The 1156-nt window shown below is 55.0% G+C and carries 1 protein-coding gene; it reads left to right on the top strand.

From position 1 onward, the window contains the following. The first annotated feature begins 178 nt into the window (after nt 1–178). Complete coding sequence (locus FBY02_RS28015) at nt 179–1126, top strand: transposase (RefSeq protein WP_144931778.1); 948 nt, start codon at nt 179–181, stop codon at nt 1124–1126. The last annotated feature ends 30 nt before the right edge of the window (nt 1127–1156 follow it).

The following is a 1156-nucleotide window of genomic DNA, read 5'->3' as shown; positions in this document are numbered from 1 at the left end:
GAGGGACAAGGCTCGATTCTGACTGTTAGCCGCAGTACAGACCGTGGGAGATTTCATCCCTCCTCCTTTCACCCAAGCGCCGATAAAGAATGCATCTGGCCTAGACCGACGATAGGAACAAGCCTGCGCCTCTGGGTGAACCCTTCAAGTGTTCAAACCTTAGCCCGGAGGATTTTCAATGGCAATGCCCGTCGCCACCGCTCAGCCGATCGTAGGTGTGGATGTCGCCAAAGATGAGTTGGTGATTTATCACGCCCAATCCGATCGACTCGAAACGATCCCCAATACCAAAGCTGAGATTAAGAAGTGGCTCAAGGCATTGTCTGCGCCAGTGGATGTCGCCATCGAAGCCACCAATATCTATCACCAGGAATTCGCCGACCTGGCTTATGCGCAAGGCTGTGTGATCTACATGATCGGCGGTTACGAACTCAGTCATTACCGCAAAGGTGTGAAAGTTCGCGCTAAAACCGATGCGCTGGACGCTCGATTGTTGGCTCGCTACTTGAACAACGAAGGCCACCAGTTGCACCCTTGGTCCCCGCCATCGCCCCTGTATTGCCGGCTTATAAGCCTTTTCCGGCGACGGGCAGCCTTGGTTCAGGCGCGTGTCAGCCTCAAGCAAAGCTGGTCAAACGAGCCGTTGCTCAAAACGGCCTTTGAGAACCAGATAAAGGCCATGCAAAGACTCGAAATTTTGCTTGAGAAAACAATCCAGACGCAGTTGGATGCAGCCGGTTTGGGCAGTCAGCTCAAGCGCTGCATGAAAGTCGAAGGCATCGGTCTGTTAAGCGGTGCCCGTTTGCTCACGTCGTTCCAGCGTGGAGATTTCAGAAATGCCGATGCCTTCATCGCCTTTCTGGGGCTGGACCTGCGCATATCGGACTCGGGAAAAAAGAAGGGACGCCGCTGCCTGTCTAAGCGAGGTGACCCGGAGGCACGCCGATTGATGCACAACGCCGCGATGTCGGCGAGTCGCACAGCGGCGTGGAAGGGATTTTACGAGGGGCTGAGGTCCCGAGGGCTCAGCACAACCGAGGCATTAGTAGCGCTGGCCCGCAAGCTTGCCCGAGTGGTATTCGCTCTGTTGAAGAACCAGAGCGAATATTTACCAAAAGGCATTTAGGGGCTAGCCCTGCACCATAGAATCTCCCAC

Origin of the sequence: Pseudomonas sp. SJZ078 (assembly GCF_007828255.1) — a bacterium.
In the GTDB taxonomy this organism is placed as follows: Bacteria; Pseudomonadota; Gammaproteobacteria; order Pseudomonadales; family Pseudomonadaceae; genus Aquipseudomonas.
The sequence above is the reverse complement of the archived record's forward strand: the minus strand, read 5'-3'. Positions and strand labels throughout refer to the sequence as shown.

Excerpts from the sequence above, each read along its gene's own strand:
- FBY02_RS28015 (WP_144931778.1), top strand. The coding sequence starts at position 179 with ATGGCAATGCCCGTCGCCACCGCTCAGCCGATCGTAGGTGTGGATGTC.